Consider the following 22,641-nt stretch of genomic DNA (forward strand, 5'->3'; position numbering starts at 1 on the left):
GGCGGGAAGATGGCAGCGGAATCGATGAGCGAGGGCAAGAGTAAGCCTCGTTTACGCAGGTGGATGGTTACTTCCCTGGCGGTGGTCGTTGTTCTGATCGCGACTCTGGTGGGCTGGACGCTGTACCAGAACACCTATGACATCCGTGAGGAAAAAGTGACGATCACCGGGGGATCGGTGCCGCTCCAGGGAGTCCTTGCACTGCCCGAACACGGTGACGGTCCCTTCGGGCTCGTGGTTTTCGTCCACGGAGACGGCCCGGTCGATGCAACACATGAGACGTTCTATCGACCGGTGTGGGAGGCGTTCGCAAAGGCGGGGTACGCGTCACTCTCCTGGGACAAGCCGGGGGTGAATGGGGCACCGGGCAATTGGCTCGATCAGAGCATGGACGATCGCGCGGCAGAAACGGAAGCGGCAATCGAGTGGGCGCGGGGACGTTCGGATATCGATCCGTCTCGTATCGGTCTGTGGGGTGCAAGCCAGGCAGGGTGGGTGATGCCCAAGGTGGTGAACCTCGACCCGGACGTAGCGTTCGTCATTGCCGTGGGTCCCGCGATCAACTGGCTCCAACAAGGCGAATTCAATACCCTAGCCGAACTTTCCGAGAGAAATGCGTCGGCCGACGAGTTCGAGAAAGCGCGGGTCGATCGTGCGAAGAACTTGGATCAGTTGGCCCGTGATGCATCGTTCGACGATCTCGTGGCCTCCGGCGAGGCCGACGGTCTCACCGAAGACCGGTGGAACTTCATCCGAAAGAACTACCTCTCGGATGCGCGAGCCGATCTCGAAACCGTGAAGGTTCCGGTGCTCTTGATCATCGGCGGACAAGACGTCAACGTCGACGTGGCTGATACCGAAAGGGTGTACCGCGAATTACTCGACTCGCCAGGGCAACTGGTGGTCAAGAAGTACCCCGACGCCACTCACTCGATTGTGGAGAAGGACCTCGAAGACTCGGAATTGATGTCGGCTCTGGTGGCCGTTCTTGCTCCCCGTTCGATCTTCGCTCCCGGCTATCTAGCGGATCAGACTGCATTTTTGGAGGGAATTCATGGCTGACGGAATCACGGTTGTCGCACTGGGTGGTGCCGGTGCCATGGGCTCGGCAGCAGTTCGTCTGGCCGCAACATTGCCGGGAATCGGCAAGGTAGTAGTCGCGGATCGCGATATCGATGCTGCGAAGCGTCTTTCAGTTGAACTGGCGCAGGCGTCAGCGGAAGTCGAGGCGCGCAGCATCGACGTCACGGACGGTCGCACGCTACGTGAATTGCTTGACGGCGCAGACGTGGTCGTCAATACGGTCGGACCGTTCTTCCGTTTCGGCGTCGGCATTCTCCAGGCAGCGATCGAGACCGGGACTCACTATCTCGACATCTGCGACGACTGGGAGCCGGCCGTCGACATGCTGGAATTGGACTGTGCCGCGAGGGGAGCCGGAATCTGTGCGGTAGTCGGCATGGGCGCAAGTCCCGGGATGAGTAACCTCCTGGCCGCGATGGCAGTCTCGCGATTGGACGTGGTCGACGATCTGTATACAGCCTGGCCGGTTGATGTCGAGGGCGAGGACGAGTCGGTGGACACATTGAGTGCAGCGGCCGTTCACTGGATGCAGCAGATCAGCGGCACGGTTCCAGTGGTTCGTGCGGGGCGAATCGTCAACGAAGAACCGTTGCGTTCCATCGCACTCGAACTGCCCGGCGGACGTCGGGGGAACGCTTACGTGGTCGGGCATCCGGAGCCGGTGATGTTTCATCGGACCATCAATCCTGCAGGGCATTCGGCAAATCTGATGGTGATCACACCGGAAACCGTGGCGTTTCTCGACGTTCTCCGCTCAGATATCGACAAGGGGAGAATTGATCTCGACTCGGCTGCTGAAGAATTGGGCAAGCCCTCGCTCCGGCGGATGATCCGTGCTGCGCCTCGAATGCTCACGCGTGCCGGTCATGGATCCTTGCCGTTGTTTTTCGCCTCGGCGACCGGGGTGCGCGAAGGTCGAGAGATGCGCGTCGTGGCACGGATCGCTGACGATTCACCGGTATCGGCGTTACTGTCGGACATGGCCGGTGCAACCGGAATCCCCTTGGCGCTCGGCCTTGCTCAGGTGGTGTCCCGGCTGGCCGACGGAACGATTCGGGATCCGGTCGGTGTGCACTCAGCCGAGAGCGTCATCGACCCGGACGTTCTGTTCACTGCACTGGCGCGGTTGTTCGGTCGAACCGACTGGAGTGACATCGTTACCGTCGAATCCGAGTTTCGCTAGTCAGTTCGCGGCGTGCGATCCGATGCGACTGCGGATTTCGGTCTCGACGCGATCTCCGTCCTTGGGGCTGAATGAAGGCGCTCCGCGGCCGGCGAGGGTGAGTACCACCGCGGTCTCCTTCCACGGGCGTGAAAGATCCAGGCTGTACCACGAGCTGAAATCTGTTGTTCCCCAAATTCGTAAGCGTCCACTCAGCCATGACATGACTCCGAGGTCGACGGATTCGATCTGTGAGTACGGAACGAACTTGCTGACAAACGGGAAGTAATAGTGGCGGATCGTGACGCCCTGATCGTCGATTCGGACGGTCCTGTCCTCGTAGATCGTTGATGTCCCTGTACTCACAGTGAAAACCCGGTCCCTGCTGTTCGACGCTCTCGGCGGATGCCGAAAACCAACCATACAGTCTCTACTGGGGCGGGTGGCCCGCCCGAGTGTCAGGCGCTGGTAGTCCTCGCGACGACGAGATCGCTCACCGCGATCTGAGCGTTGCCGATTGCCGCCTGAACCGGTTCGCAACTACTCGATGCTCTGGCGAGCGCAAGAACTGCGGTGAGTAAGGCGGCGTCGGGCTCTCCTTCGAACGGTCCGCTCTGGACGTCGAACTTTCCAGCTCGCAACTGCTTTCGGGCATTGATTCCAAGTTGTGAAATGACCTCGTCCATCGCGGTCAGGCACTGGGCGAGCGCGCCGATCGACCAGTAGAGATCGGCAGCGACGACAGGCGTCTCCGATGCCACGGTGCCGGCGCGGCGCAATCGGTGATGAGTGTCTCGGAGTATCTCGGGCAGTCTGTGGTCTGCGCAATGTTCCATCCCGCTGCCTCCGTAAGGTGTAAAGTTGGGTTATTCAATTACGGTAAGGCAGGGCGGTAAGGGATGCAAGTAGTTTTAGACGATTACGTCGTCGGTGCGTCGTTCGCGACCGACCTGGTCAACACCTCGCCCCGGGTCTGGGTGGAGGCAGGTGACGCGTTGGCTGACCCCCAGGCGCTTCACGATCTACTGGATGAACATGGACTCTCGCCGGATGCGCTCCGCAACGGGCGTCGGCTTACCAGCGGTGAACTTGCCGACGTGCAGGCACTCAGAGAGGAGATTCGTTCGATTCTCGATGCTCCGACTTCTGATGAGCTCGTTGATCGCACTGATCAACTCCTGCAGACTGTCCCGCATCACGTTCGACTCGTGCCTGATGCCCAGTACGACTATCGATGGAATGCGGTACCGGACAGAAGAATCGATCTCACGGGTGAGCTTGCGTTGTTGATCGGCTTCTCGTTGCTGGGGACTCTGCGCACATTGGGGTACGAACGATTCCGCCCATGCGCATCGCCGACGTGCAACGGGGTGTTTGTCGATACGAGCCGGGGAGGGCGACGCCGCTACTGCATGCCGGCGTTGTGCGGCAACCGAATCAACGTCGCGAATCACCGTCAACGGCAGCGTCGTACTTAGTCGTCAACGATGGCGTCGTACTTAGCGTCTGCGATTGCCCGGTCGATAGTGACAATCGAACAGAGTACGGCCGACTGTATGGGGAACTTCAACGAGATACAGACCACGTCAGTCCCGCACGATTGTCGCCATGGCAACTCCTAGTAGATGGCGGCTCGTATGAAAGCCCGTTCTGTCTCCGCGACAGCAGTTATCAGCGTTGGCGTATTCACTCTGGCCGGGTGTGGCGGCGCATCCGGCCCCGAAGGTTCGGTCGGTGAGTATGCAAAGGACGGCAGTTTCACGACTGTCATCAACGCCGATCCCGGAAATCTGCACCCTCTGATCACCAACCTTACGTCGACTCAGATCGTGAACGCGTACTCGTACGATTCGTTGATCGACATCGATGCGCAAACCCGCACGGTGCGTCCGTATCTGGCGGAGAGTTGGCGTGAAGAAGGAAACACGCTGAAGTTCGTGCTCAAGAAGGGCGTCACTTGTGCCGACGGCACTTCCTTCACCGCGCAGACCGCAGCCGATGACATCAACTGGGTCATGGACCCTGAAAACGCTTCACCGCTACGAGGATCCACCGTGCCGTCGTCGACGGTCGCGTCCGCGGACGGTGACGAACTGACGGTCACGACAGCCGAACCGGCACCCTTCTTGCTCTCCCGAATAGGATCGATGCGGCTTCCGTGCGCTGCGACGCTCGAAGACCCGGCCAGTATCCGTTCGAGTAGTAACGGAACGGGTCTGTTCAAGGTCACCGAAGTTGTTCCCAACGATCACATCACGATGGAACGCCGCGACGGTTACACCTGGAGTCCGAACGGTGAGACCACTTCCGACACTCTCGGGGTGCCGAAGACAGTGACGATCAAGATTGTCACCGATCCGAGTACGACGGCGAATCTTGTTCTCACCGGTGGAGTGAATGCCGCGGCGGTGACAGGTTCGGACGAGGAACGAGTCTTGGCAGCGGGTCTGGATTCGAAGACCTACACCACGTTGTCCGGCGAGTTCATCTTCAATCATTTCGCGGCCCTACCCACGGCAGACCGTGCTGTACGGCAGGCCCTTGTGCAGGCAGTAGACCTGGACGACTACACCGAGATCACCACCGGCGGTAAAGGAACCCGTGCACGCGCCCTCGCGGTTTCGGAACCCCTTGCCTGCGACTACAACAGTGTCGAAGGGACGATCCCCGATTTCGACGTCGATGCAGCAAAGAAAACGCTGTCCGACGCAGGTTGGAAGGCGGGTCCCGACGGCCTCCTGACGAAGGACGGTCGACCGCTTGCCCTCAACGTAATTTTCAACAACTCACGCGATACAAACTCTGCCGCCGCGGAATACGTAGCAACACAGTGGGAAGGACTGGGCGCGAAGGTGAAACTGACCGGCGGCGACTACAGTTTCGTCATTGCCAACACATTCAGCACCACCGACCTGTCGTCGTGGGACGTTTCCATCGGTTTGACGCTGGGGAGTGATACGCCGAGCATCTTTGCCAAGTACTTCACCGGCCCGCCCAAACCTGAAGGAGTGAACTTCGCTTCCCTCGACAACAAGACGTACATCGAATTGTCCACTGAGGCTTCGCTTCTTCCCGGTGACGAGTCCTGCAAGGTCTGGGAGGAAAGTGAGCGCGCGTTGTTCAACGACATCGACCTGCTGCCGGTATCCACGACTCCCGCTCACATGTTCTTCAACGGCGCAACGTCGATCTACCCGCCGTCGAGCGGAATCCTTCCGGGCTCGGCGATCCGTGTCCTGAAGTAGGACCCTCGGCAAACGCTCACTTTCGGGTATTGATCATCCGAAGTGCAAACCGAAATACCACTGCAGCACCGGCACCTGCAGCCAGGCCGGCGACGACATCGGCAAGAAGAACACCGACGCCTATGCCCAGGACGGCAGCAGCGGCGACGGCAAGGGCGACGTCAGCACGAGGAGCGGCGATCGCGGCATCCTTTCCCCGAGTATCGAACGAGCACCCATCTCAACGGAGCATGTCACGAAACGGTCGTCTGCAGGTGTATCAACCGCAAAATGTGTGAAACGCGTCGGCCCCGGCGGAGTTGGACTCCGCCGGGGCCGTGCTGTGTGTGTTGCGCACTTGCTCAGTGCGTCGGGACGGATTCCTTCGACGTGGTCGGGGACGTATCGGTGTGCTGGCTACCAATCTCCTTGCGGGAGTTCGAGCCGTTGAACCGAGGGAGGAAACCGGCCAGGACGAGTGCGATGACGGCGGATCCGGCAGCGAGGGCCATGACGACGCGGAAAGCGTTCTCCGACGGCAGCGTTGCCCCACCGACGGACATGGTCATCTGGGCGATGACGACACCCGCGATGGCGCTGGCGAATGATGTACCGAGGGAGCGCATCAGAGTGTTGAAGCTGTTGGCTGCACCGGTCTCGGACGGAGGAACAGCCCCCATGATGAGAGCGGGCATTGCGCCGTAAGCCATACCGGTACCGGCGCCGATGATCACTGCGATCACGATCAGTTCCCAAATCGAGTGCATGGCGAAAATGCCGATGCCGTAACCGATTGCGACCACAATGGCGCCGAGCATGAGCGTCACTTTGGGGCCGTGCGAATTGGTGATGCGTGAGGACAGCGGAGAGATCAGCATCATGATGATGCCGGAGGGAGCCATGACCAGACCTGCGGTGAGCATCGAACCGCCGAGGCCGTAACCAGTGATTTCAGGCAACTGGACTACCTGGGGAAAGACCATGCTGGCGGCGAACATCGCGAATCCGAACACGATGGATGCGAGGTTGGTGAAGAGCACCTGGCGGCGGATGGATACGCGTAGATCCACCAGCGGCTTGGGGGTGCGTAGTTCCCACCATGCCCAGAATCCGAATATCAGGATCGCGGCGCCGAACAGGGAAAGCGTGAGCGTGCTCGTCCAACCCCAGTCGCCACCCTTGGAAATTGCGAGTAGCAGAGCGATGAGGGCGGCTGAGAGTGAGATTGCTCCGCCGAAATCGAACGTGCCTCCTGTGCGAACCGCCGATTCGGGGACCAGGACGACAACAAGAACGGCCGCAAGCGCGCCGAGCACGGCTGACGCCCAGAACAGGACGTGCCAGTCGGCGTACTCGGCGATCAAAGCCGCGATCGGAAGCCCCAGAGCGCCACCGACTCCCAGCGAAGCGCTCATCATCGCAACAGCGCCGGCGAGCTTCTTGGGCGGAAGTACATCGCGCATCACACTGATACCGAGCGGGATGACGCCGGCAGCAAGACCCTGCAGGATTCGGCCGGCAACGAGGGGGATAACGCTCGAACTGAGTGCTCCGACCACCGAACCGGTTACCAACAGCGCCATGCTGATCAGGAGTAGACGGCGTTTGCCGAACATGTCGCCCAAGCGGCCCATGGTCGGGACGGCGACGGCGGCGGCGAGCAGCGTGGCGGTCACAGCCCACGCGGTATCGGACGCCGGCGCGTTCAGGTACTCGGGCAGATGCGGGATGATCGGGATGACCAGCGTCTGCATGAGCGAGACGACGATGCCGGAAAACGCCAGAACAGCCACCACTGCGGTGGTGGCTGGCGACTTCGTTGTCTGTGGCGGCGTTGTCGGTGGTGGAGAAGTGGTTGACGACATTGCGGTAACTCCATCGGAGGAAGAACGAATAATGGTTTAAGTCAGTTGATTGAACTAAAGTTAAATCAAGTGACTGACTTAACGGAAGGGTGCGCCTCCGATCGTGACGAATATCTCCGGTGCCGAGCAGCTTCGGATGGTCGAGGATGATGGTGTCCATGACTACGAGGACTGAGGACGCGTCGGCCGACGTCGGCGGCGCCGCAAATTCCGCGCGCTCTGCTGCAACCCGAGACCGCATTCTCGCCGTCGCCGAGCAGCTGTTCGCCGAGCACGGAGTCTTCGCGGTTTCGAACCGCCAGGTGAGTGAAGCGGCAGGTCAGGGCAACAATGCAGCCGTCGGATACCACTTCGGGACCAAGACCGATCTGGTCCGCGCGATCGTGAACAAGCATTCCCAGCAGGTCGAGAAGAAGCGTGGCGAACTGCTGTGTGAGATCGAAGGGTCCACAAACGTTCGTGACTGGATTTCGTGTCTGGTTCGGGCGTCGACCGATCACTACGCCGAAATGGGTGGCCCGACTTGGTACGCGCGGTTCAGTGCACAGATTCTCACCGACCCGGTCCTGCGGAAAATCGTCTACGACGAGGTATTGGCCTCGCCCACCCTGCAGGAGACGCTTCGGGGACTCTCTGACTGTCTGGCCGACATGCCGATGAGTGTTCGACGCGCCCGCGCGGACATCGGACGCAATGCGATCGTGCACATGTTCGCCGAACGTGAGCGCACGCTTGCCGAAGAGGGGCCGGAAGCGGTCACGTCATGGGAGGACTTCACGACCGACCTCGTCGACGCGCTGGTCGGACTTTGGACGGCTCCGATCAGCCGCTGACCGGCCGTTTGTCCGCGCTAGCCGCCCGCCCCGGGGCAACCCTGCGCAATGGATCTCGCGTCGGCGGAAGATCCAGGAGCAAGCCCACTCCGGCAAGAATGATGACAAGACCGCCAACGAGCGCGAAGGTAACAGGCTCGTTCAACCACAGCACTCCGATGGCTGATGCCGAAATCGGAACGAGAAGAGTGACGGCCGATGCCGCGACTGGACCCGCCTGACGAATTATCCAGAAGTAGACCAGGTAGCCACCGGCGGTAGCCCCCAGCCCCAGGGCTGCCACGGCGATGAGTGGACCGACGGTTATGGGCCCCGGTGGGGGAGCGACGGCGGACACGGGCATCAATAGGGCAACCGCGGCAAGTTGTTGTCCGAGGGCCAGTGTCATCGGTGGAGTGTCCTGGAACGACTTTCGTGCGTAGACACCTCCGACTGCGTACAGCAGCGCCGCGGTCAAAGATGCGCCAATGGCCAGCATTGCGTGACTGTCGATCGCTGACGGAATTCCACCGACGAGCACCGAGACGCCGACGATGCCGATCGCGACCCCCGAGAGTTTTCGCCAGGTGATCTTTTGTCGAAGCCAGAAAGCGGCGACGAATACGGTGAACATCGGCGTCGTGGCATTCAGGATCGACGCCGTCGACGAGTTGAGGCCGACGATCGCAGTTGCGACAAGCGTCAGGGGCCCAGCGACGTTGAGGGCTGCCAGCAGTAGGAATGCAGGAAACCGGTGACCGACCGCGCGCCAGGTCGATCTGCTGGAAGCCGTTATCAGTGCGAGAACCAACGCTGCAACAATGAAGCGGCCGTGCGTCGTGCCGACGGCGCCGAGTGTTGGTGCTGCCACAGCAACGAGGGGGAACGAGCTTCCCCAGAGCGCGCCGACCAACAGCAAAGCTCCAACTACGGCGAATCGGCTGCTGCCGATTGCTTTCCAGTTCTTCATTGCGCCTCTTCGTCGACGACCTCGCGGACATGGATGGCCGATGCCAGACCTACCCTATACCCCCAGTAGGTATAATTCTTCTTGTGTCATGATGCTGTAGGTGATCCGAGACTGGGGACGCATTATTCGTTCTCCTGCAATGGTTTATGTGTCGAGGTGCTGTACGCGCAGACCTTCAAGTTATCTCCAATATACCTATAGGGGGTATATTGGTGGTTGTGTCGGGCTCGCTTTCCGGGCCACATCCGTCCAGCAAAAGAACAGGAATCCCAATGAGTAGTTGTGGCTGTGGAAATACCCCGAAGGCCGACGCCAATGGCGCTGTAGGCACTGTCGGTACGGCGATGCCGACCGGTGGGAAAGACCTACTCAACTCTGGCAGTAGTGAACTCGTCGAATGTCGGGTCATGCCCGGCAGTGTGATCGAAAAGGCGCGTGCCGAAGCGGAAGGCCTGTTCCGTGACTACGAAGGTAATCGGTACTGGTTTTGCTGCAAGGGTTGTGGTCCTCGATTCGACGCAAATCCGCGGAAGTACGCTGACGTGAGCTGAGCGAAAAGTGGTGGTGCAGGCGATGGCTGCACCACCACTTTCGTTGAGGCCCAATCGGGGTTCGGGCAGACCGTCGACATCAGACGGTGCGAGCGCACGCGCACTGGGTGGCCGCCAAGGTGCATTCGCCTCGCGTGGTTTCGTACGTCGCTTGTCCGGGCAATTCAGCAACTGTCTCCCGAGGCCAAAGTGCAAATCCTGCAACGGCTCCCACTGCGGCAAGCGCTGCAAGGATGCTCCAGGTGACCGCAAATCCCGCGCTCGAACCAACCCATCCGGCGATCGGATAGGTGACAAGCCAGGCAAGGTGCGACAGGGAGAACTGGGCTGCGAATACCTCCGGTATACCTGCGGGGTCGACGGAGCGCCGAAGTACTTTTCCGGTCGGCGTGACGATCATGGCCATCCCGGCGCCGACGAGTGCCCACACTGCGGCAGTGAGCATCCACGTGAATACACCGGCCACGGCGAGGGCTGCTGCCGCGCTGGCACTGACGACCAGGACAACGGAACCCGCTGTCATCACAGTGCGTTCAGCGGTTCTGTCGAGAACGCGTGGAAGAAGCAGCGCGGTCACCAACGTGCCGGTGCCTGACGCGGCAAGCATCCACGCCACGTCGGATTGGGTTCCACCGAGCTCGTCGCGGACGTAGTTGACGGTGTTGACCACGACGATCGAACCGGCTGCTGCCACCACGAGATTGAGTGCCATGATGCCGCGCAGTCGCGGTGTGGTCACGAAGATTCGCACCCCCGACGCGATCCGATCCCACGCCTTGCGGTGAGTACTCCGGCGAGCGTTGGGGATTCGGGTGGCCAGCACGAGCAGTGCCGAGACCGCAAAGCCCACGGAGGTGGCGACGAACAACAGGTTGAATGTCATGAAGGACAGTGCGACTGCGGCAAGAACAGGGCTGAGCAGGCTTTCCATAGTGTAAGCGACCTGCGATGCCGACAGTGCGCGGGTGAAATCGGCCTCGTCGGTCACGATGTCAGGAATGACCGCTTGGAACGTGGGAGTGAACGCTGCCGACGCAGCTTGGAGAACGCCTACCAGCACGTAGATGTGCCAGATCTCGCTGACGAAGGGCAATGCGATCACGACCGCTGCACGAAGGGCGTCGAGGGCAACGAGGAAAGCCCGTCTCGGCAACCGGTCGACGTACGCCGCCGCGAGTGGAGCGATCACGACGTACAGGGACATCTTGATCGTCAGCGCGGTGGCCAGCACAGCTCCGGCGCTCGGCCCAGCGAGTTCGTAGGCGAGTAGACCCAGCGCAACCGTCGCCAATCCGGTGCCGAACAGCGCGATGATCTGGGCGCTGAAGAGCAGGCGATAGTCGCGAATCAAGAACAGACGCATGCTGTTCCGTTCCGGTGCGGTCCTAGCGGTCCGGTTCATCTGGTTTCACTCCCGCGACAAGATTGAAAGCTCCGGTCAGGACATTGAGGGCGACGATTCCGACGACGTCGGCGATCTCGCGATCACCGTAGCCGTGCGCTCGAAGGCCCGCGATGTGTTCGTCTGAAATCGAGGCAGGCTCCCGATAGACGCGAAGTCCGAGGTCGATCATTGCCGCGATGGCAGGATCGGCGGACGTGCCCGCGCGGGCACGCTCGATCTCGTCCGCCTCGACGCCGTTGGCGTGCGCGGCGGCAACGTGGGCTTCGAGGCAAACAGCGCAACCTTGCTGGACCTGCACGGCGATCGAGATTCGCTCGGTGATCTTGCGGCTCAGTTTCGCTCGCTTCATTGCCCGGCTGAGTTGCAGATAGCCACCCAGTACGGCGGGCGAATGAGCCATCGCCGCGACCATGTCACCGACCTGTCCATGACGGTTGACGAGTTCGGCGAGAAGGTCTTTAGATGCACCGACAGCGGTGGTGGGCGTGAGAGATGCAAGGCGCGGCATAACGAGTCCTAAGTGGTTCCGCCGGTGGTGGGTTCGGCTGGTGACAGCCGGCCGAACCCACCACCGGAGTTGGTCAAGAATTGACGGTGGATTGAACGGTTCGAGGATCGTCGACCTTGGTCGACCGCATCACGACCGCGGTGATTGCTGCGCCAACCACTGCGATGGCGGCTGCTCCGAGGAACACGGCGGAGAAACCGTTCGTCAACTCCGTCAGGTCACCGAGTTGATCAGCGCCGAACACTGCTGCGATCGCGGTCATCACCGCGAGGCCGACAGCCGAGCCGACCTGGTAGCTGACGTTGACGATGCCGGAGGCCAATCCGCCCTCTTCCGGGCGTGCAGCCGAAATCGCCGTACCGAGTGAGGGAATGAACGCCAGCGTCATACCTGCCGCAGCCACGAGCGACGCCGGCAGTACGTCGACCCAGAAGTTGCCGGTGGGCCGGATCAACGACATCCAACCCAAACCGATTCCCAGTACCAGCAATCCGGTCACGATCATCGCTTTTGCACCGAAGCGTGCCATGGCCCGTGGTGCCACGACGACCATGCCGAGCATGACGAAGATCGTCATCGGCAGCAGCGCCGCACCGGCCGGGAAGGCGCTGTATCCGAGCACTTGCTGCAGGTACAGGTTCAGGAAGAACCACATCGGTATCCAGGCAGCGCCGAGGACGAGCTGAGCGATGTTCGCGGCACCGAGGTTGGGCGCCTTGAAGATTCCCAGACGCACCAGAGGTTCCCGACGCTTGGACTGGATCAACACGAATGCACCCAACAGAGCGGCCGAAACGGCGAGCGCCAGCCACGTCTGCCCGGATCCCCATCCGACATCAGGTGCTCTGACGATGCCGAAGACTCCGACAGCAAGACCTGCGGTGACAGCGAGTGCGCCGAGGAAGTCGATCGACCCGGTACGTGCCGGTGCGTTCGGCATCAGGAGGGGAGTAGCGATCAGCGCGATGACGGCGATGGGAATGTTGAGGTAAAACACCCAAGGCCAGCTGGTGTATTCGGTGATGACGCCGCCGAGGAACACTCCGGCCGTACCGCCTGCCGGGGCGGCAGCGCCGTAGATGGACAGCGCCTTGGTCATCTCTTTCTGCGTGCTGCCGAACAGCATCATCAGCAAGGTGAGCGCCGATGGTGCGATGAGTGCGGCACCGGCACCCTGAACGGCGCGGCCCGCAAGTTCGACGGCAACGTTACCGGCGGCACCGGCGACAACGGAACCGATCAGCAGGATCAGCCAACCAGCGGAGAACACTCTGCGGGCGCCGAACAGGTCGGACAGGCGGCCGCCGAGGAGGAGTAGCCCACCGAATGCGATGACGTACGCATTGAAGACCCAGGTCAGGCCTTCCTGGGAAAAGCCGAGATCGCTCTGCATCTGGGGGAGAGCGACACCGATGATCGAGGTGTCCATGATGACCATGAACTGAGCGGCGGCGATCAACGCCAACGCCCACCACTTACGGGTGGATTTCGGTTGTGTGGACATTCTGAGTTCCTTACCTGTACGGGGTATAGATGATGCTCGTGTGGTCAGGGGGTGTCGAAAGCGGGCCTGGGCGACATCGGCGCAGCGCTTCGTTGAGGTGCGCGGGGAAATGCTGTTCTTGGAACTCATTCGGCCGGCGCTCTGCGTAGATGCGCATCGGATCTCCTTCGAGCGAATTCAGGGTGTTCGAGTAGTTCGTTGCATACCCTAGGGGGGTATGGTACAAATTGCAACAGGTTCGAATTCAAGGAGTGTCGAACCCGACGCAGACGGCAACGGAAGTGCTGCCGACCCAAACTTTGGAGGGCAAGATGTTCAGCGGCAACGGCTACACACTGGAATTGGCAACGTCGGAGGCGGCCGTCGGCAGCCATGTCCCCTTGCAGTTCCGGATCCTGGATTCGGTTGGAACTCCGTTGACCAGGTACACCGACACCCACGACAAGCAGTTGCATCTGATCGTGGTCGGTCTGGACCTGACCGGATTCCAACACGTGCATCCCGAATTGGACGAGAACGGAAACTGGCGTGTGTCAGTCGATTTCGATCACGCGGGAGACTACCGAGTCTTCGCTGACTTCACCCCGGACGGGGGTGACGGAATGACGCTGAGTGCGGATGTACGCGTCGCCGGGTCCTATGATCCTCGGCCGTTGCCCGCCGCTGCTGCCGTCACGACGGTCGACGGCTATACCGTCTCTCTCGAAGGCGCGGCCCATGCCGGCCAGACATCGAAGCTCACGCTCTCGGTCAGTCGTGACGGAATCCCGGTCACAGACTTGCAGCCCTACCTTGCCGCGTACGGGCATCTGGTCGCGTTGCGTGCCTCCGACCTCGCCTATCTCCATGTGCATCCGGATGGTCATCCGGGTGACGGTGTCACGCCGGCTGGACCGGCAATCACCTTCTACGCCAACATGCCGAGCGCTGAGGACTACCGGTTGTTCCTGGACTTCAAACATGGCGAAGTGGTGCGTACGGCGGAATTCACTCTGACTGCCGACAATGCGACCACGCCTGGGGCCGAACACTCGAGCCACTCGCACCACGGGCACTGAGACCGAATGAGTTTCGCAGCAACGGGAAAACGGGCATGGGCGATCACCATGCACCCATCTGTTCGTGCAGTAGCGAAATGCGTGGCGATGTGCGCAGTGATTGCTCTGCAAGACAACGGAAGTCGAAGAGTAACCGCACATCGCCCCGGTAACGAGAATTGTTGCGAAGTCACGCGTTGACGAACAGGAGGACATCGAATGTCGGAAGCGACAGAAGTGGGCAACGCTCCAAGCAGTGCCCCGGGCAATGATACGACCGGCGATGTGTGCTGCACGGGTGATTCCCACGGCTACATCACCGCCAAGGACGACTACCTAGGGCGCCTGCGTCGCATCGAGGGTCAAGCCCGCGGCCTGCAGCGCATGGTCGACGAGGACAAGTACTGCATCGACATTCTCACGCAGGTTTCGGCGATGACCAAGGCTCTCCACGCGGTGGCCATGGGGCTGCTCGAGGACCACATCAGCCACTGCGTCGTCAAAGCTGCCGTTGACGGTGGTCCCGAGGCGGAGGCAAAGGTGAAGGAAGCGACCGACGCGATTGCGAGGCTCGTTCGCTCGTAGAACTGTGCTCGACGAACATTGATACCGTGGTCGTCATGTTCAGCATCGAGATCCGTCGTACATTCGCTGTGAGGCAAGGGTTTCCGGCGGCTTCCGGCACCCGTGCGGGACGCAAAGAATTTGCCGCCGCTGATGCCTGCCGAGGGATTTCGCGTGACGATGCGAGTCGGGTTCTCGTTCGAGGACGACCAACTCGGCGAACGTGGATGGTTTGTCGACACGGACGCTCTGGACGAGTCCGTCGATCGGTGCGCCGAGCGATTGGCGAGCGGTGTCTGGCCGGAGATTTTCGATTTCCGTCCGTCATTCGAGAACGTTGCGAAGTGGTCTTTCACGGAACTTGCGTCCACGATTCCTCAGCTGACCTACGTCGAGCTGGACAACGAGACGATAGGTGTGGCAACGAGATACGTCAGATCGCACTGATCTGACATATCTCGTTGCCACAGGGGTTTCGATCGATCGGACTACTGGTAGAGACGCAGTGCAGACCCGATGAAGGACTTACCGAATGCGAGCCCGGCCTTGTTGAAGTAGAAGCTCATGTTCGTATTCGCGAACGGCACCGCGGACACCGTCTTGGTGATCTGCGACTCGGCGTCTGCCCACTCTGCGCACGCTGCGTCGCCGGTCAACCCGGAAGCCTTGGCCACCGCTGCTTCGTAGGCGGGGTTGTTGATCGAAGAGAAATTCTTACCGGCTGCCGGAGCAGGTCCGGTGAAGAACGGGGTGAACCCGCTGGGAATCGAATTGTTGATCTGGATCCATGCGATGTCCCACTGATTGTTGTCTTTACCGCTGAGCATGACGTCGACAACTTTGGTCTGGTCGGCTCCCGTTACCTCGACGTTTGCGCCGAGATCCGACCATGCAGATTGAGCGAGTTCGGCTGCTGCGCTGCGAGCCTCTTCGCCTCCTGCGTAGAAGAGGCGGAGTGTCAACGGGTTTCCGTCTTTGCTTCGTTTTCCGTCCGACCCGGCGGTCCAGCCGGCCGCGTCCAAGGTTGCCTTCGCTGCGCTGACGTCGTAGTCCGGAATGTTGCCGGTGACGGAGTCGTACACGCAGGCGCGGGGCTCTACACCGACGAGACTTGTTGCGCGGGTGCCCTGGCCGGCAGTGATAACTTCTGCCAGATCGTCGAGATTGACTCCCTGGATGAGTGCTTTGCGAACGGCGGGATCGCTGGTGGGATTGTTCGCGATCTGGTTGAAGTACATCTGACCGGACGGCATCGGGCGATTGATCGAGGCGAAATTGGCGGCTTCGATCCGGTCCTTGTCCGGACCGGCGATCGGAGATGCGTTGAGTTCGCCGGAGAGAAGCTGGTTTGCGGCGGTGCTGACATTGGGTGCCATGACAGCGATGACGGTCTTGGGGACACCTGGTGTGTCGGAGGTGGTGTCGTCGGGGCCCCAGTTGTAGCCGTCACGACGCTCGAACGTGTAGTGGTCGTTGGCGGCGACTTCGGTGACTTCGAACATCCCGGAACCGAGAGACTTCTTGTTCGAGGCGGTCGGGTCCGCGAGTCCGGCGTCGCACATGATCGGGAGGCGACTGACCGTGAGGAGGAGGAAGGGGCTCGGCGCCGGAGTGGTGACCGTGATGGTGCGGGTCGCGGGATCGGCAGTGGCCGAAGCGCCTACGGGGACCGTAGTGCCGCGTTGTTGTGAACCGTTGGCCGGATCGGCCACGAAGTTGATGTTGTTCGCGACGGTCTGCGCGTTCAGCGTCGACCCGTCGGTACAGGTCACTCCCTCGCGGATGGTGAAGGATGCGGAGGTCGGCGTCTCTTCCCATTTCTCTGCCAACCACGGTTTGAATTCACTGGTGTCCGGATCCTGGTAGACCAGGGAGTCGTAGGCCAGCCTCGAGATGTCAGCGGTTGCCGCGGAGCCGGACATGATCGGGTTGAGTGCACCCGGATCGGCTTGCAACGCATAACGGAAGGTTCCGTCTGTCAGAGGTTCACCGCCGTCGGAGCCCGAGGACGTGCCTCCCGAGCTGCAGGCCGACAACACGAGTGCGAGCCCCGCGGCCGTTGCAAGTGCCGGATAAGAGCGGTGTTTCATTGTGCCTCCGTGAAGGAGCCAGGGCCCGAGCGAAGTTCGAGAGGGCGCGGTCGAGTGTGACCGCTAAATCTTGGCGTAGGACGTGACGGGCATCTCGGTCGATCTTCACGAAAATCATGCCGATTTTTGTTCGATCTCACGAGAACCGGGGTGATGAACCAGTTCAGGTCACGGTGAGTCGAGGTCATTTTGCCGTGGCCACCCGGCCGCAGTGAGTACAACGGCAGGGACCGACGTCAACGGAGAGATCGGGCCGAGGGCGAGGAGATCTTCGTCTTCGTCGATCTCGGACCAGAATTTTTCAGAAGAAACATCGAGGCCGAGAACGATCCACGGCGGTCCGGCTTCTTGAAAGGCAAAGGAGACTCTGCCGGTTCGCGGAACCGTCGCATCGAACAGGTGGTCTCCGACTGGATATCCCTGTTGCTCGCCCACCAACGTCAGGGTTGTCGGTTCGAAGGACGCCTCGCGCAGCATCTTCTCGACTGCGCGGTCGAAACTCTGCTGAGTGGTGAACTCTTCGTCCGCGTTCGAACCGCTGAACTCGGGGAAATGCGCACAACACAAAACGTGTGAGCCCTCTGAGTTGCAGTAGAGACGAAACACGGGAAATCCACCTGCCACGAAGCGTGACGTTAGCAGAGCGTCGAAATGGAGAAGTTGCTGTTTCGGCAAAGATGGTTGCGTGAGTTGTGGAAGGTCGTTCATCCTGGGTGCATGAGCCACGAACACCACAATCACCACGAAAACTCTGAAACCACCGAGAATCCGTACGCCAAGGCGGACGCACAGTTCTGGAACTCGCTGTACGAGGAACGTCCCGCGCGCTGGAGCGGAAATCCCAACCCACAGTTGATTGCCGAAGCCTCCGACCTCGAACCGGGCACTGCACTCGACGTCGGTTGCGGCGAAGGCGCCGACGCTTTGTGGTTGGCACGTCGCGGGTGGAAGGTCACCGGCACCGACATATCGTCGGTTGCGCTCAGCCGCGCCCAGGCTCACGTCGAGGGCGAGGGCGTCGACATCGAATGGCTGGAAGCCGACCTGACGAAGTGGGATCCGCAGGGGCGCTCGTTCGATCTGGTGTCCGCGCAGTTCTTCCACATGCTCGAACCCGCGCGCGGGGAATTGTTCCGTGCTCTCGGAGATCTGGTCGCGCCCGGCGGGCATTTGCTGATCGTGGGCCACTCGCCACACGAGTCGCCGACCGAGCATCATCGGGCCATGCTCCATACACCCGAATACGTGGAGTCGCTGTTCACCGATGGTTGGAAGGTGTTGGTCTCGGAGTCGCGGGAACGTGATCTTCCCGCGAACCCCGAGATGCATCACACGACGGATACCGTTGTGCTGCTTCAGCGATTGAGTGCGAGCACCGACAGCAACTCGTAAGCGACGTGAGCCGCTGCGATACCGGTGATCTCGGCGTGGTCGTACGCCGGCGCTACCTCGACGATGTCGGCGCCGACCACGTTGAGTCCCACCAACCCGCGCAGTGTGTTCAACAATTCGCGAGAGGTCATGCCGCCCGCTTCGGGTGTTCCGGTACCCGGAGCGTGGGCGGGATCGAGCACGTCGATGTCGACGGAGACGTACACCGGGCCACCGTCGAGGCGCTTACGCATGCGCTCGACGATGCTGGCGACGCCGTCGACCTCGTAGTCGTCACTGCGGATCACCTGGAAGCCGAGGACGCGGTCGTCTTCGAGGTCTTTCTCGCTGTAGAGCGGTCCACGGATGCCGATGTGCTGCGAACGCTCCATGTCGATCAGGCCTTCTTCGCTGGCGCGGCGGAAGGGGGTGCCGTGGGTGAAAGGCTGACCGAAGTAGGTGTCCCAGGTGTCGAGGTGAGCGTCGAAGTGCAGGACGGCGATCGGGCCGTGATCGCGGGCCAGTGAACGCAGGATCGGAAGTGCGATGGTGTGGTCGCCGCCGAGCGTGAGCACAGAGGAACCGTCGGCGCGCAGGTCGGTGACGGCGGACTGAACCGTCGTGAGAGCTTCCTGAATGTCGAAGGGGTTGACTCCGATGTCGCCGAAATCGGCTACCTGCTGGTTGGCGAAGGGGGAGACCTTGAGCGCGGGGTTGTACGGACGCAGCAGCTTCGACGCAGCGCGGATGTGCCCCGGACCGAACCGAGCGCCGGGTCGGTAGCTGACACCCGAATCGAAGGGGATGCCGAGGATTGTCACGTCGGCGCGCGAGACCTCGTCCAGGCGCGGCAGACGCGCAAAAGTGGTCGGCTCGGCGTAGCGGGGGACGCGCGTGGCGTCGACGGGTCCGATGAACGATCCGGGGTTGTTGGTAGCCATGTGCAGAGGTCCCTGCTCTCGATTCGGCGCACACCGGGCGCCCTTCAGTGATGTAGCTCTCTGAGCAAGTATGGTTTCTTCAAGAGGCTCGGTTGTCAACCCCTGTTTCCTGAAAGGGACACGGCGGTCGTGAAGGAGTGGGTTCAGTGGCCAAGGCGAAGGAAGCGGTCGAGCCGGTCGGACCGCGCATCGGGGCGAGGCTCAAGGCGGCACGTCAATCGAAGCGGTTGACCCTCGACGACCTGGCCGAGGCCTGTGGTGTGACGAAGGGGTATCTCTCGAAACTCGAGCGCGATCACGTCAACGCGTCGGTGGCGACCCTGATCAAGGTGTGCGCGGTGCTCGAGATCCCCGTCGGATCCCTGTTCGAGAATGCGTCCGCCGGTGAAGTAGTCCGCGCCGACGCCATGCCGCAAATCAGCTTCGGCGGCGAAAAGATGACGGAGTACCTGCTCACGCCTACCAACGAGCGTCGAATTCAGGTGCTGCTCGGCGAGCTGGAACCAGGCGGCGGAAGTGGTCAGGAGTTCTACAGTCTGCCGATCGACGTGAACTTCGTGCACGTGCTGGAGGGCGGCTTGCGGGTCTCGTTCGAGGGCGGTCGGACGGATCCGAACGGTGAGGCCGTCGATGCCGAGGACGTCGTGCTTGCGGCGGGCGATTCCTTCACGTTCACGCCGACGCACAACCATAGTTTTCAGGCCGAAGGCTCGGTTCTGGCGAAGGTTCTGTGGGTCTTGAATCCGGCATTGCCGGAAGGGCCACGCGCGTCGCCTTCGTGAGACCCGAATCTGTGAATGTTGATTCTTAGGAAACAAGAGTTGACATGATTGGCGGCACCCGTCACGCTGGTAGTTGTCCCCGTCACACACACCGTCGAAAATTGGCGTCACGGAACTCCTGAAGGAGCGCACCATGCATGTCGATTCAGTTCGAGTTGGCCTGTTCCAAGGTCCGCTCACCACCCCGGACACCTTTGCGTCGGTGGAGTTCAACCTCGCTGCAATCGACACCGCTGCCCGCGAGGCTGCGGCATCCGGTGCGAAGATCCTGCTGACGCCGGAGATGTCCGCAACCGGCTACGACATCGGCGAACTGGTGTCGCTGCGCGCGGAACCGGCCGACGGCCCTATCTTCGATTCCGTCGCCGAGATTGCTCGAAGTGCAGGCATCGCCGTCGTCTACGGCTACCCCGAACTCGACGGGGGAGACGTCTACAACAGCGTGCAGGTGGTGGACCGCGATGGCACTTCGCTTGCGCACTACCGCAAGACACACCTGTTCGGCACGCTCGACCGCGAACATTTCCGGCCAGGTGAGACCCTGGTGGTCGGGTTCGACTTCGAGGGCATCCGCTGCGGATTGTTGATCTGCTACGACGTGGAATTTCCGGAAGCGGTTCGGGCCCATGCCGACGCCGGTACCGAATGGCTCATCGTGCCGACGGGGTTGATGACTCCGTACGAACACATTGCGCAGCAAGTGGTTCCGGCCCGCGCATACGAGAGTCAGATGTTTGTCACCTACGTCAATCGCTGTGGCGCCGAAACCGAGCTGACCTACTGCGGTCTCTCGTGCGCCATCGCACCCGACGGTGCCGAGTTGGCGCGGGCAGAGGGCGGCCAGGAATTGCTCTTCGCGGATATCGCCGCCGCCACCGTCTCGCAATCGCGCACCCTCAACACGCATCTCGACGATCGACGCCTCGATCTGTATCCAGACCTTTCTGTCACGACTGTCTCCAAGGAGAACCGTAGATGACCATCCCAGTAGCTCCGGACAGTTCCTCGGAACCCGGCAAGCAGCCGCCCCTCACGATGTTCGGGCCGGATTTTCCGTTCCCGTACGACGACTATGTTTCCAGTCCGGCGGGACTCGGCTCGGTGCCCGATCTGGCACTGGGTACAGAAGTTGCCGTGATCGGTGGTGGACTCTCCGGCATGATCGCGGCCTACGAGTTGCTCAAGGTCGGTCTCAAACCGATTGTCTACGAAGCTGATCAGATCGGTGGCCGGATGCGGTCGGTCGAGTTCGACGGGCACCCCGGGGTTGTCGCCGAGATGGGCGCAATGCGTTTCCCACCGTCGTCGACGACGTTGTTCCACTACCTGAACGAACTGGGTCTGCAGACCGAAGAGTTCCCCAATCCCCTTGCCGAGGTCACGCCGAGCACGGTCATCGATCTCAAGGGTGAGAGCCACTACGCGCACACTCTCGAGGATCTGCCTCCGATCTACACCGAGGTGGCGCAGGCCTGGCAGCGCACTCTCGAAGAGCATGCCGATCTGATTCCGTTGCAGCAGGCCATTCGTGACCGCGACACCGCAGAGATCAAGCGGATCTGGAACGACCTCGTGGTGCGCTACGACGACCAGACGTTCTACGGATTCCTCGCCGCGTCGAAGCACTTCAAGTCCTTCCATATGCGGGAAGTGTTCGGGCAGGTCGGATTCGGTACGGGTGGTTGGGATACCGACTACCCCAACTCGATCCTCGAAATCCTTCGTGTGGTCATCACGGCCGCCGACGACGACCACCGCGGCATCGTCGGTGGATCGCAGCAGCTGCCGATGCGGTTGTGGAACCGCGCCCCGGATCACATGGCGCATTGGCCTGCCGGTACGACGGTCGCTTCGCTCAACGACGGCGAGACGCGTCCCCGCGTCACCGAACTCCGGCGTACCGAGCCCGGCAACATCACGGTGACGGACTCCGAAGGTTTCATTCGCACGTATGCGAGTGCCGTTGTGACAGTGCAGAGTTGGATGCTGCTGAACAACATCAGGTGTGACGACGATCTGTTCCCGATCGACCACTGGACTGCGATCGAGCGAACTCACTACATGGGTTCGACCAAGGTGTTCGTTCTCGTCGACCGCCCGTTCTGGAAGGACAAGGACCCCGTGACCGGCCGTGATTCGGTGTCGATGACACTGACCGACCGTATGAGTCGCGGCACCTACCTGCTCGATCAAGGCGAGGGCAAGCCAGGCCTGATCTGCTTGTCGTACACCTGGTCGGACGATTCGCTGAAGCTGCTGGCGCTCGACGCCACCGAGCGCATGAACATCATGCTGCGTTCGCTCGAAGAGGTCTACCCAGGCGTGGACTTCCGCAGCCACATCATCTCGAGCCCGGTGACGCTGTCGTGGGAAACCGAGCGCGACTTCATGGGTGCATTCAAGGCGAACCTTCCGGGGCACTACCGGTACCAGGAACGCCTGTTCTCTCACTTCGTGCAGAATGATCTCGAACCGCGTCATCGGGGAATCTTCCTCGCCGGAGACGACGTGTCGTGGACTGCCGGCTGGGCCGAGGGCGCGATCCAGACCGCGATCAACGCGGTATGGGGCGTCGTCAACCATCTCGGCGGCGCTGCGCCTACCGAGAATCCCGGACCCGGCGACGTGTTCGAGGAGCTCGCTCCGATCAGGTTGGGCGACTGAGCTCACCGCAACTGCCGAAATGTCGTGCCCGCTGGGGGTTGGTACTCCTATCGGGCACGACCTCTTTCCGGTGATCCACGCAACACTGGAAAGTGTTCGGATCCAATA

Annotated in this window: 23 protein-coding genes; 13 read left to right on the forward strand and 10 right to left on the reverse strand. The window is 61.2% G+C overall.

The genetic code is table 11. The annotated features are described in order from the left end of the window. The first annotated feature begins 63 nt into the window (after nucleotides 1-63). Both ABX74_RS20595 and ABX74_RS20600 read left to right on the forward strand, forming a co-directional pair. On the forward strand, nucleotides 64-1,062 hold the full coding sequence (locus ABX74_RS20595; RefSeq protein ID WP_029254370.1) for an alpha/beta hydrolase family protein: 999 nt from the start codon (nucleotides 64-66) through the stop codon (nucleotides 1,060-1,062). Beyond that, complete coding sequence (locus tag ABX74_RS20600; protein ID WP_037119167.1) at nucleotides 1,055-2,266, forward strand: saccharopine dehydrogenase family protein; 1,212 nt, start codon at nucleotides 1,055-1,057, stop codon at nucleotides 2,264-2,266. Before ABX74_RS20595 ends, ABX74_RS20600 begins: the two co-directional genes overlap by 8 nt. Here the strand turns inward: ABX74_RS20600 and ABX74_RS20605 are convergent, their stop codons facing one another. Beyond that, entirely contained in the window at nucleotides 2,267-2,611 is a 345-nt protein-coding gene (locus ABX74_RS20605; protein ID WP_029254372.1) for a hypothetical protein, read from the reverse strand. 92 nt (nucleotides 2,612-2,703) lie between these two features. Then, nucleotides 2,704-3,081: a hypothetical protein gene (locus ABX74_RS20610; RefSeq protein ID WP_003941183.1), complete on the reverse strand. Its 378-nt coding sequence runs from the start codon at nucleotides 3,079-3,081 to the stop codon at nucleotides 2,704-2,706. Between the two features lie 63 nt (nucleotides 3,082-3,144). On the opposite strand from ABX74_RS20610, the gene ABX74_RS20615 reads away from it, so the two are divergent. Both ABX74_RS20615 and ABX74_RS20620 read left to right on the forward strand, forming a co-directional pair. After that, nucleotides 3,145-3,723 (forward strand): CGNR zinc finger domain-containing protein, encoded by a 579-nt coding sequence (locus ABX74_RS20615; RefSeq protein ID WP_029254373.1) that lies wholly within the window; start codon nucleotides 3,145-3,147, stop codon nucleotides 3,721-3,723. Nucleotides 3,724-3,882: 159 nt separating this feature from the next. Beyond that, the gene (locus tag ABX74_RS20620; RefSeq protein ID WP_029254374.1) at nucleotides 3,883-5,490 is read left to right on the forward strand and encodes an ABC transporter substrate-binding protein; all 1,608 of its coding nucleotides are present in this window, start codon (nucleotides 3,883-3,885) and stop codon (nucleotides 5,488-5,490) included. Between the two features lie 341 nt (nucleotides 5,491-5,831). Here the strand turns inward: ABX74_RS20620 and ABX74_RS20625 are convergent, their stop codons facing one another. Then, nucleotides 5,832-7,334 (reverse strand): MFS transporter, encoded by a 1,503-nt coding sequence (locus ABX74_RS20625; protein ID WP_019746694.1) that lies wholly within the window; start codon nucleotides 7,332-7,334, stop codon nucleotides 5,832-5,834. Between the two features lie 158 nt (nucleotides 7,335-7,492). Here ABX74_RS20625 and ABX74_RS20630 point away from each other — a divergent pair, with 158 nt between their 5' ends. Further along, the gene (locus tag ABX74_RS20630) at nucleotides 7,493-8,167 is read left to right on the forward strand and encodes a TetR/AcrR family transcriptional regulator (RefSeq protein ID WP_029254375.1); all 675 of its coding nucleotides are present in this window, start codon (nucleotides 7,493-7,495) and stop codon (nucleotides 8,165-8,167) included. On the opposite strand, the gene ABX74_RS20635 is transcribed toward ABX74_RS20630, so the two are convergent. Continuing rightward, entirely contained in the window at nucleotides 8,157-9,116 is a 960-nt protein-coding gene (locus ABX74_RS20635) for a DMT family transporter (protein ID WP_047889588.1), read from the reverse strand. The genes ABX74_RS20630 and ABX74_RS20635 overlap by 11 nt on opposite strands. Before the next feature lie 407 nt (nucleotides 9,117-9,523). Here ABX74_RS20635 and ABX74_RS30850 point away from each other — a divergent pair, with 407 nt between their 5' ends. Continuing rightward, nucleotides 9,524-9,667: a YHS domain-containing protein gene (locus tag ABX74_RS30850; protein ID WP_021342727.1), complete on the forward strand. Its 144-nt coding sequence runs from the start codon at nucleotides 9,524-9,526 to the stop codon at nucleotides 9,665-9,667. 79 nt (nucleotides 9,668-9,746) lie between these two features. Here the strand turns inward: ABX74_RS30850 and ABX74_RS20645 are convergent, their stop codons facing one another. The 3 genes from ABX74_RS20645 to ABX74_RS20655 all read right to left on the reverse strand — a co-directional run bounded on the left by ABX74_RS20645 (nucleotide 9,747) and on the right by ABX74_RS20655 (nucleotide 13,084). After that, the gene (locus tag ABX74_RS20645) at nucleotides 9,747-11,069 is read right to left on the reverse strand and encodes an MFS transporter (protein WP_029254377.1); all 1,323 of its coding nucleotides are present in this window, start codon (nucleotides 11,067-11,069) and stop codon (nucleotides 9,747-9,749) included. Next, a complete protein-coding gene (locus tag ABX74_RS20650) occupies nucleotides 11,053-11,580 on the reverse strand; it encodes a carboxymuconolactone decarboxylase family protein (protein WP_029254378.1) in 528 nt (175 codons plus the stop codon). Before ABX74_RS20650 ends, ABX74_RS20645 begins: the two co-directional genes overlap by 17 nt. Nucleotides 11,581-11,653: 73 nt before the next feature. Then, nucleotides 11,654-13,084, reverse strand: a complete 1,431-nt coding sequence (locus tag ABX74_RS20655; RefSeq protein WP_020968303.1) for an MFS transporter — start codon at nucleotides 13,082-13,084, stop codon at nucleotides 11,654-11,656. A gap of 251 nt (nucleotides 13,085-13,335) precedes the next feature. Between ABX74_RS20655 and ABX74_RS20660 the strand changes: the two genes are divergently transcribed. From ABX74_RS20660 to ABX74_RS20670, 3 genes are all read left to right on the forward strand, one after another. Beyond that, the gene (locus tag ABX74_RS20660; RefSeq protein WP_024487558.1) at nucleotides 13,336-14,142 is read left to right on the forward strand and encodes a hypothetical protein; all 807 of its coding nucleotides are present in this window, start codon (nucleotides 13,336-13,338) and stop codon (nucleotides 14,140-14,142) included. Nucleotides 14,143-14,340: 198 nt separating this feature from the next. After that, nucleotides 14,341-14,706, forward strand: a complete 366-nt coding sequence (locus tag ABX74_RS20665; RefSeq protein ID WP_020968305.1) for a metal-sensitive transcriptional regulator — start codon at nucleotides 14,341-14,343, stop codon at nucleotides 14,704-14,706. 159 nt (nucleotides 14,707-14,865) lie between these two features. After that, nucleotides 14,866-15,132, forward strand: a complete 267-nt coding sequence (locus ABX74_RS20670; protein ID WP_223257977.1) for a 6-carboxytetrahydropterin synthase — start codon at nucleotides 14,866-14,868, stop codon at nucleotides 15,130-15,132. A gap of 41 nt (nucleotides 15,133-15,173) precedes the next feature. On the opposite strand, the gene ABX74_RS20675 is transcribed toward ABX74_RS20670, so the two are convergent. Next, a complete protein-coding gene (locus tag ABX74_RS20675) occupies nucleotides 15,174-16,775 on the reverse strand; it encodes an ABC transporter substrate-binding protein (protein ID WP_029254380.1) in 1,602 nt (533 codons plus the stop codon). Between the two features lie 168 nt (nucleotides 16,776-16,943). Next, a complete protein-coding gene (locus ABX74_RS20680) occupies nucleotides 16,944-17,381 on the reverse strand; it encodes a hypothetical protein (protein ID WP_029254381.1) in 438 nt (145 codons plus the stop codon). A gap of 111 nt (nucleotides 17,382-17,492) precedes the next feature. Between ABX74_RS20680 and ABX74_RS20685 the strand changes: the two genes are divergently transcribed. Further along, a complete protein-coding gene (locus tag ABX74_RS20685) occupies nucleotides 17,493-18,167 on the forward strand; it encodes a class I SAM-dependent methyltransferase (RefSeq protein ID WP_020968309.1) in 675 nt (224 codons plus the stop codon). On the opposite strand, the gene speB is transcribed toward ABX74_RS20685, so the two are convergent. Next, a complete protein-coding gene (gene speB, locus ABX74_RS20690; protein WP_003941134.1) occupies nucleotides 18,131-19,087 on the reverse strand; it encodes an agmatinase in 957 nt (318 codons plus the stop codon). The genes ABX74_RS20685 and speB overlap by 37 nt on opposite strands. Nucleotides 19,088-19,233: 146 nt before the next feature. Here speB and ABX74_RS20695 point away from each other — a divergent pair, with 146 nt between their 5' ends. From ABX74_RS20695 to ABX74_RS20705, 3 genes are all read left to right on the forward strand, one after another. Next, complete coding sequence (locus tag ABX74_RS20695) at nucleotides 19,234-19,869, forward strand: helix-turn-helix domain-containing protein (RefSeq protein ID WP_020968310.1); 636 nt, start codon at nucleotides 19,234-19,236, stop codon at nucleotides 19,867-19,869. Nucleotides 19,870-20,002: 133 nt separating this feature from the next. Then, nucleotides 20,003-20,848, forward strand: a complete 846-nt coding sequence (locus ABX74_RS20700; RefSeq protein WP_029254382.1) for a carbon-nitrogen hydrolase family protein — start codon at nucleotides 20,003-20,005, stop codon at nucleotides 20,846-20,848. Further along, entirely contained in the window at nucleotides 20,845-22,533 is a 1,689-nt protein-coding gene (locus ABX74_RS20705; protein ID WP_029254383.1) for a flavin monoamine oxidase family protein, read from the forward strand. The genes ABX74_RS20700 and ABX74_RS20705 overlap by 4 nt, the downstream gene beginning before the upstream one ends. Nucleotides 22,534-22,641 lie beyond the last annotated feature (108 nt).

Source organism: Rhodococcus sp. ARP2 (assembly GCF_001029585.1).
Classification (GTDB): domain Bacteria; phylum Actinomycetota; class Actinomycetes; order Mycobacteriales; family Mycobacteriaceae; genus Rhodococcus_F; species Rhodococcus_F erythropolis.